Annotated in this window: 7 protein-coding genes and 1 pseudogene; all 8 read left to right on the top strand. The window is 64.9% G+C overall.

The annotated features are described in order from the left end of the window. Positions 1–949 (top strand): annotated as a pseudogene (locus EOA49_RS27995) (hydroxyacylglutathione hydrolase); the annotation flags it as partial. A gap of 163 nt (positions 950–1,112) precedes the next feature. Beyond that, positions 1,113–2,216 carry a dimethylsulfone monooxygenase SfnG gene (gene sfnG / locus EOA49_RS27990; protein WP_127242110.1) on the top strand — a complete coding sequence of 368 codons (1,104 nt, stop codon included), beginning with the start codon at positions 1,113–1,115 and terminating at the stop codon, positions 2,214–2,216. Positions 2,217–2,336: 120 nt separating this feature from the next. After that, positions 2,337–3,260, top strand: a complete 924-nt coding sequence (locus EOA49_RS27985) for an ABC transporter ATP-binding protein (protein WP_127242111.1) — start codon at positions 2,337–2,339, stop codon at positions 3,258–3,260. After that, on the top strand, positions 3,260–4,156 hold the full coding sequence (locus EOA49_RS27980) for a branched-chain amino acid ABC transporter permease (protein ID WP_164749300.1): 897 nt from the start codon (positions 3,260–3,262) through the stop codon (positions 4,154–4,156). The genes EOA49_RS27985 and EOA49_RS27980 overlap by 1 nt, the downstream gene beginning before the upstream one ends. 2 nt (positions 4,157–4,158) lie before the next feature. Continuing rightward, positions 4,159–5,199, top strand: a complete 1,041-nt coding sequence (locus EOA49_RS27975) for a branched-chain amino acid ABC transporter permease (protein WP_127242069.1) — start codon at positions 4,159–4,161, stop codon at positions 5,197–5,199. Positions 5,200–5,285: 86 nt separating this feature from the next. Then, positions 5,286–6,626, top strand: a complete 1,341-nt coding sequence (locus EOA49_RS27970; RefSeq protein WP_127242070.1) for an ABC transporter substrate-binding protein — start codon at positions 5,286–5,288, stop codon at positions 6,624–6,626. Between the two features lie 71 nt (positions 6,627–6,697). Then, positions 6,698–7,486, top strand: a complete 789-nt coding sequence (locus EOA49_RS27965; protein ID WP_127242071.1) for an ABC transporter ATP-binding protein — start codon at positions 6,698–6,700, stop codon at positions 7,484–7,486. A 23-nt stretch (positions 7,487–7,509) separates the two neighbouring features. Then, positions 7,510–8,640, top strand: a 1,131-nt coding sequence (locus EOA49_RS27960; RefSeq protein WP_127243475.1) for an SfnB family sulfur acquisition oxidoreductase, incomplete at its 3' end; no start/stop codon positions are given.

The following is an 8,640-nucleotide window of genomic DNA, read 5'->3' as shown; positions in this document are numbered from 1 at the left end:
TCTCGCCATGACGCACCCGTCGCCCGACGTTCCGGCTGCGCTGGGGCCGATCGCCGATGCGGGCGGCTTCGTCGCCGATGTCTATCGCGCAGATGCGCTCGACTCCATCGCTCCGCAAGCGTCGGTGCTGATCGTCGGCTCCGGCCTGACGTCGGCCGACACCGTAGCCGAGCTCGACCGCCGCGGCCATCGCGGCCGCATCCTGGCGGTATCGCGTCATGGATTGCGCTCGCGCGGGCATCCGCAAATGCGCGGCGAGCCGTTCGGCGATTTCACGTCGAGGCCGGCCACGACTTCGCTAGCTTTGCTGGAGCGCGTTCGCTCGACGCTGGCGGCCGCGGACACCGACGGCGTCAACTGGCAATCGGTCTTCGACCAGTTGCGGCTGCAGGGACCAGCCATATGGTCCGCTCTCGCTCTGGATGAGCGCACCCGGCTGGTCCGCCGGCTGCGCGCGTTCTGGGACGTGCACCGGTTCAGAATCGCGCCGCAGGTCGAGGCAGTGCTAGATCGCCGCCACGCCGAGGGCACGTTCGACAACATCGCCGCGAGCCTGGTGGCCTCGAACGACGATGGAGACGATCTGGCCGTCACTTTGCGCCGGCGCGGCCAGAGGCAATTCGAGACGATGCATTTCGACGCCGTGATCAACACCACGGGGCCCGCGCATGGCAAGGCGCTGCACGCCAATCCGGCGCTGCGCTCGCTTGCCGATGCCGGCCTGATCCGGATCGACCGCCATGGGCTCGGGATAGAGACCGCGCCGGACAGCCGTGCCGTCGGTCCGGAGGGTAAGCCCCTCGATGGCCTGTTCGTCGCCGGCCCGCTGGCGCGCGGCACCTTCGGGGAGTTGATGGGCCTGCCGGAAGTGGCCCGTCACGCGCAGACGGTCGCCTCGCAGGTAGAAGCCCAACTCGGCGCCCCATCGGCGATCGCGGTCGCCCGCTGAAAATCCGCGACGAATGCGGGCGCGCAATTGGTATTTCCATTCGGGCGGCGCCACGAAAACGGAAAATCCTACTTTGTATATATAATCAGTAGACTAATAAATTTGCGACAGCTTCGGCCAACGCCGGATCGATTGTTGGGACAGGCCAAACCGGGAGATCTCCATGCCGCAGAATGATCGCGACGCAGTCAAATTCGCCTATTGGGTGCCGAACGTCTCGGGCGGCCTTGTCATCTCAAATATCGAGCAAAGGACCAACCATTCGGCCGAGTACAACCGCAAGCTGGCGCAGATCGCCGAGCAGGCCGGTTTCGATTATGCGCTGAGCCAGATCCGCTTCACCGCCGGCTATGGCGCCGACGAGCAGCATGAGTCGGTCTCGTTCAGCCACGACCTGCTCGCCGCCACCAAGACGCTGAAGGTGATCGCCGCGATTCTGCCTGGACCGTGGAACCCGGCGCTGGCGGCAAAGCAGCTCGCAACCATCAGCTACCTGACCGATGGTCGCGTCGCCATCAACCTTGTCTCCGGCTGGTTCCGCGGCGAGTTCCACGCCATCGGCGAGCATTGGCTCGACCACGACGAGCGCTATCGCCGCTCGGAAGAGTTCATTCGCGCGCTGCGCGGCATCTGGACCGAGGACAGTTTTACCTTCCGCGGCGATTTCTACCGCTTCAACCAGTATTCGCTGAAGCCGAAGCCGCTCAAGCCGCTGCCGGAGATCTTCCAGGGCGGTTCGTCGCGGGCTGCGCGCGACATGGCCTCGCGTGTTTCCGACTGGTATTTCACCAACGGCAACACGCCGGAGGGGATCGCCAAGCAGGTCGACGACATCCAGGCCAAGGCCAAGGCCAACAACCATTCGGTCAAGGTCGGCGTGAACGCCTTCGCCATCGTGCGCGAGACCGAGGAAGAGGCGAAGGCCGTGCTTGCCGAGATCATCGCCAAGGCCAATCCGGAGGCGGTCAATGCCTTCGGCCACGAGGTCAAGAACGCCGGCAAGGCCTCGCCGGAAGGCGAGGGCAACTGGGCGAAGTCGTCTTTCGACGATCTGGTGCAGTATAATGACGGCTTCCGCTCGAACTTGATCGGGACGCCGAGGCAGGTGGCCGAGCGTATCGTCGAGCTGAAGCGCGCCGGCGCCGATCTCATCCTGCTCGGCTTCCTGCATTTCCAGGAAGAGGTCGAATATTTCGGCAAGCATGTCATCCCGCTCGTCCGCGAGCTGGAAAACGCAGAGGCGGCGGCAGCACTGGCCGCCGAATAAATAGCGACTTCCGCCGGCCGGGTATGGTCCGGCCGGCCGACGCCTGTGAGCCGCGCGCTCCTTCGACGAGCGTGCGGGAGGGATTGTGCGTGCCTTCGGGTACAGTTGGGGACGATTGGAATGCCGATATCCAGCCACGCCTTTGGAGCGATCGAGGCTTCGGTCTACGCGCCGGAGATCCTTGCGCAAGGGCTGCCGGCCGGCCTGCGGCAAGTTCAAACGGACGGACCGCAGCCGACCGCAGCCGGCGCTTCCGCGGCGCTGCTTGCGCTGGAAGGCATCGGCCTGTCCTTCGGCGGCGTGGTCGCGCTGGCGGATGTCGACCTGTCGGTCCGCCCTGGTGAGATACGGGCGATCATCGGGCCGAACGGCGCCGGCAAAAGCTCGCTGATCAATGTGATCAGCGGCGTCTACCAGCCGGATCGCGGTCATGTCGCCCTCGATGGCAGGCGCTACACCCAGGTTCCCACGCAGCGGCTGGCGCGTCTGGGTGTCGCGAGGACATTTCAGAACCTCGCTTTGTTCAAGGGTCTCAACGTCCTCGACAACGTCGCGTCTGGTCTTGCCTATAAAGCCAGGTCCAACTTCGCCGGCCAGATCCTCGGGCTTGGCCGCTCGCGCCGCGAGCAGGCCGAGCAGCGCGGCCGCGCCGACCAGATCCTCGAGTTCCTGCACCTGACCGGGGTGCGCGACCGGCTTGCGGGCACCTTGCCCTACGGCCTGCAGAAGCGCGTCGAGCTTGCCCGCGCGCTGGTCGCCGAGCCGCGTCTGCTTTTGCTCGACGAGCCAATGGCCGGCATGACCGCCGGCGAAAAGACCGAGATGGCGGCCTATGTGCGCGCCGCGCGCGACCGCTTCGGCACCACTGTGGTGCTGATCGAGCACGATGTCGGCGTCGTCATGGGTCTGTCGGACCGCATCGCCGTGCTCGACTACGGGCGCAAGATCGCTGACGGCGCACCCGACGAGATCAGGAACGATCGGCGCGTCATCGACGCCTATCTCGGCGTCTCCTCCGACAATGAGGATGGGGCAGGCATATGATCGGCGATTTCGACTATCAGTTCTTCCTCGAGGTGCTGACCGGGGGCCTGCTTTCCGGTGTCATGTACTCGCTGGTCGCGATCGGCTTCGTGCTGATCTACAAAACCTCCGGAGTGCTGAACTTCGCGCAAGGGGCGTTGCTGCTGTTCGCTGCGCTCACCTTCGTCAGCCTGGCCGAACGCGGCGTTCCGTTCACGCTGGCGCTTGCCGTGACCTTCGCGATCATGGTGGCGCTCGGCATTGGCATCGAGCGCGCGGTGCTGAGGCCGCTCACCAACAAGCCGCCGATCACGCTGTTCATGGCGACGCTCGGCCTGTCCTACATCATCGAGGGCGCGGCCCAGCTCATCTGGGGCACGCAGGTGCATGGGCTCGAACTCGGCATCGAGGACGTCCCGCTGGAAGTTGGCGGCGTGCTGATCAGCCAGTTCGACATCTTCGCCGCCACGGTGGCCGCCGCCATGGTGCTGCTCTTGTCGCTGTTCTTCCGCTACACCCGCATTGGGCTGAGCTTCCGCGCCGTCGCCGACGACCAGTTCGCAGCGCTTGCCGTCGGTCTCAGGCTGCCGCTGATCTGGGCAAGCGTGTGGGCCGCCGCTGGGCTCGTTGCGCTGGTGGCCGGACTACTCTGGGGCGCGCGTCTCGGCGTCCAGTTCTCGCTGTCGCTGGTGGTGCTCAAGGCGCTGCCGGTGCTGGTGCTTGGCGGCTTCGATTCCATCCTCGGCGCGATTGTCGGCGGGCTTTTGATCGGCGCCAGCGAGAAGCTCGCCGAGGTCTATATCGGCGACTATTTCGGCGGCGGCATCGAAAGCTGGTTCGCCTATGTCGTGGCACTCGTCTTCCTGCTTATCCGCCCATCCGGCCTGTTCGGCCAGAGGCTTGTCGAAAGGGTCTGACGATGAGCGCCATCGCCACGCAACTGTCTCCGGCCGCCGCGCTGCCGAAATGGCTGGCGCCACTGCTCCTCATCGCCTTCGCCTATGTCGTCATCCCGCTGATCGGCAACTCCTACCTGTTCGAGGCGATCCTGCTGCCTTTCCTGGCGCTCAGCCTGGCGGGCGTGGGGCTGAACATCCTCACCGGCTATGCCGGCCAGGTGTCGCTCGGCAGCGCCGCCTTCATGGCGGCCGGCGCTTTCGCCGCCTATAATTTCAACCTGCGTATCGAAGGCCTGCCGCTCGTCGCCAGCATCATCCTTTCCGGCCTCGTGGCCGCCGCCATCGGTATCGTCTTCGGCCTTCCCAGCCTGCGGCTGCGGGGCTTCTATCTCGCGGTTTCCACACTGGCCGCGCAGTTCTTCGTGCAATGGGCGCTGACCAAGTTCAGCTGGTTCTCCAACGACTCGGCCTCGGGCGTCATCGACGCGCCCAAGCTTTTCATTGCCGGCTTCGAGTTCGAGGGCGCGGTCGGCCGCTATCTCTTCGCGCTCACCGTCGTCGTAATCCTGACTTTCCTCGCCTACCGGCTCGTCTCGTCGCAGACCGGGCGCAACTTCATCGCCATCCGCGACAACGAGACCGCGGCGCGCATCATTGGCATTCCGGTGCTGAAGACGAAGCTGCTCGCCTTTGCCATCTCGTCCTTCATCATCGGCGTCGCCGGCGTCATCTGGGCCTTCGCCTATCTGAGGACCGTCGAGCCGGCCGGCTTCAATCTCGACCGCTCGTTCCAGATCCTGTTCATCATCATCATCGGCGGCCTGGCTTCGATACGCGGCGCGTTCCTCGGCGCGGCGCTCATCGTGGTCTTTCCGCTGGCGCTGTCGCGCCTCGGCAATTTCGTACTCGGCGACGTGTTCGATTCCGGCGTGCTCGACATGAGCCAGCGCATCGTGCTCGGCGCCCTCATCATCCTCTTTCTGATCCTGGAACCGGATGGGCTGGTCGCCCTGTGGGACAGGGTTCGAAGACGGCTCCTGCTCGCCTGGCAATCGAGCTGAGCCGGCTCGGGGCAGCGGCTCCGACTAACCAGACATCGGAAAATGAACCAAAGGCCGAACAAGGCCGTACCGGGAGTACCTTAACCATGACTTTCCTAACCACAATAAAGGCGGTCGCGCTGTCGGCGGCACTGGCCGTCTCGGTGGCCTTGCCGGCCGCCCACGCCGACGAGCAGTATTTCCCGCTGCAGAGCTATCGCGTCGGGCCCTATGCGGCCGGCGGCACCGGCTTCTTCGGCGGTTTCATCGACTATCTCAACCTCATCAACACCCGCGACGGCGGCGTCAACGGCGTCAAGCTGACCTGGGACGAGTGCGAGACCCAGTATGAGGTCGAGCGCGGCGTCGAATGCTACGAGCGGCAGAAGAGCCATGCGGGCGCCGCTGCCTGGAATCCGCTGTCGGTCGGCATCGCCTATGCCATGATCGACCGTATCACCGCCGACAAGGTGCCGCTGATCACGGTCAACCACGGCCGCACCGACTCCACCGACGGGCGGGTGTTCCCTTACGTCTTCCCGCTGCTGCTCAACCCCTACAGCGAGACGTCCGGCATCGTGAACTACATCGCCTCCAAGGAAGGCGGCATCGACAAGCTGAAAGGCAAGAAGATCGTCGTGCTCTACCACGGCTCGCCCTACGGCAAGGAGACGATCCCGATCTATGAGCTGCTGGCTGAGAAGTACGGCTTCACCGTGCAGCAGATCGAGGTGCCTCATCCCGGCAACGAGCAGCAGTCGCAATGGCTGACGATCCGCCGCGCCAAGCCGGACTTCGTCGTGCTGCGCGGCTGGGGCGTGATGAACCCGGTTGCGCTGAAGACGGCGGTGAAGGTCGGCTATCCGGTCGACCACATCATCGGCAATGTCTGGTCGAATTCGGAAGAGGACGTCATTCCGGCCGGCGACGCCGCCAAGGGCTACACCGCCATCACCACGCAGGCTTCTGGCAACACCTATCCGGTGGTGCAGGAGATCGTGAAGACCGTTTACGGCGCCGGCAAGGGCAACCTCGAGGACAAGTCGCGGATCGGCTCGGTCTATCATAACCTCGGCATCGTCAACGGCATCCTCAATGTCGAGGCGATCCGCATCGCGCAGGAGAAGTTCGGCCATCGCACGCTGACCGGCGACGAGGTGCGCTGGGGCTTCGAGCACCTCAAGCTCGACCCGGCCAAGGTCGAGGCGCTCGGCGCCAAGGACCTGTTTCACTCCATCAATGTCAGCTGGGACAACCATGAAGGCGAAGGCTACGTGACCTTCCAGCAGTGGGACGGCAAGAAGTGGAACGTCGTCTCCGACTGGATCGCCCCCGACTGGGCGCTTCTGCGGCCGATCATCGAAAAGTCGGCCGAAGCCTATGCGGCAGAGAAGGGCATCAAGCCGCGCACCGCAGCCGATGCCGAAGCGGTGGCCGCCACCAACTGATCCAATGGACCGGGCGACGGATATACTCCGACGCCCGGTCATCCACTTCGCAGACATAAGGGAAGCGCGCGATGCCGGGCAATGACGTGATCCTCGCCGTGGACAATATCCACGCCACCTACAATCACGCCATCACGGCGTTGCACGGCGTCAGCTTCGAGATCAGGCAAGGCGAGATGCTGGCGCTGCTCGGCGCCAACGGCGCCGGCAAGACCGCCACGCTGAAAGCTGTCTCCAACCTGCTGCCGGCCGAGCGTGGCCAGGTCAATGCAGGCACCATCCGCTACGATGGCGGGGACGTCTCGCGGCGAAAGCCGGGCGATCTGGTGCGCGCCGGGCTCGTCCAGGTGCTGGAAGGCCGCCACTGCTTCAAGAGCCTGAGCGTCGAGGAGAACCTGATTTCCGGTGGCATCGGCCGGAGCGGCAGCCGCGCCGAGATCAATGGCGATCTGGAACGGGTCTATGCCTATTTCCCCCGCCTGCGGGAAAAGCGCCGGACCTTGTCGGGGCTGACCTCGGGCGGCGAACAGCAGATGACGGCCATCGGCCGGGCGCTGATGTCTCGACCGCGCCTGCTCGTCCTCGACGAACCGTCGATGGGGCTTGCCCCGCTCATCGTCCAGGACATCTTCCAGACGCTTAGGAAGCTGAACCGGGAGGCCGGCCTGTCGATCCTGGTTGCCGAGCAGAATTCGGCGGTCGCGCTTGGCTATGCCGATCATGCCACGGTGCTCGAGAACGGGGTCTCGGTTCTCTCCGGCGCCGCCGCCAGCCTGCGCCAGCGCGAGGACGTGCGCGCCTTCTATCTCGGACAACAGCCTTCGCCCGCCCAACCAACCCATCTCCACGCCGTCGTGTAAACAGAACCCCAAGGAGCCATGAAATGACTGTGTCCAATGTCAAGACCGACAAAGCCGCGGCCGCCGTTCCGCCGGTACCGCGTCCGGCTACCGCCGCGCATATCATCAAGGACGACGCCGAAGCGATCGCGGTCGCGCATCGCCTAGCGGCCGAGTTCGTCAAGGAGTCCTCCAGGCGCGACCGCGACCGGGTCTGGCCGGTGGCCGAGCTGGACCAGTTCTCGCAGAGCGGCCTGTGGTCGATAAACGTGCCGAAGGCGTTCGGCGGACCTGAAGTGTCCTACGCCACATTGGCCAAGGTGATCGAGATAATCTCGGCCGCCGATTCCTCGATCGGCCAGATCGCGCAGAACCACCTCGGCGTCGTCGCGGCCATCCGCACCGTCTCCGACAAGGACCAGCAGGCGCTGCTCTTTGCCGAAGTGTTGAAGGGCACGCGGTTCGGCAACGCCTTTTCCGAATTCGGCTCCAAGCGCGCCGCCGATTTCGAGACGAAGTTCACCGATGCCGGCGACCATGTCATCGTCAACGGCCAGAAATTCTATTCATCGGGCGCGCTGCTTGCCCATCTGGTGCCGATCGTGGCGCTCGACGATGAGGGCCGCGCCTGGTACGCGATCGCCGATCGCGGCGCGCCGGGACTGACGGTGATCGACGACTGGTCGAGCTTCGGCCAGCGCACGACGCTGTCGGGCACCGTCATCATCGACAACGTCAAGGTGCCGAAGACGCATCTCGTTCCGGGCTACAAGGGTTACGACAAGCCGACCGCAGACGGCGCTATCTTCCAGATCATCCAGGTGGCGGTGGACACCGGCATAGCACAGGCGGCGATCGACGAAACGGTCAACTTCGTCAGGACCAAGAGCCGCGCCTGGATCGACAGCGGCGTCGACAATGCATGGGGCGATCCCTACACGATCCAGGCGGTCGGCGACCTGACGCTCCGGCTGCATGCGGCCCAGGCGCTGCTGGAAAAGGCCGGCCACGCCATCGACCGCGCAGTCGCCGAGCCGACAGCCGAGAGCGTTGCGCATGCGCAGATCGTCACTGCGGAAGCGAAGATCCTGTCGACCGAGATCGCGATCGCGGCGACCAACAAGCTGTTCGAACTGGCGGGCACGCGCTCGACGCTCGCCGAGCACAACCTCGAC

It is taken from the genome of Mesorhizobium sp. M1A.F.Ca.IN.020.04.1.1 (assembly GCF_003997315.1).
Taxonomy (GTDB): Bacteria; Pseudomonadota; Alphaproteobacteria; order Rhizobiales; family Rhizobiaceae; genus Mesorhizobium.
The sequence above is the reverse complement of the archived record's forward strand: the minus strand, read 5'-3'. Positions and strand labels throughout refer to the sequence as shown.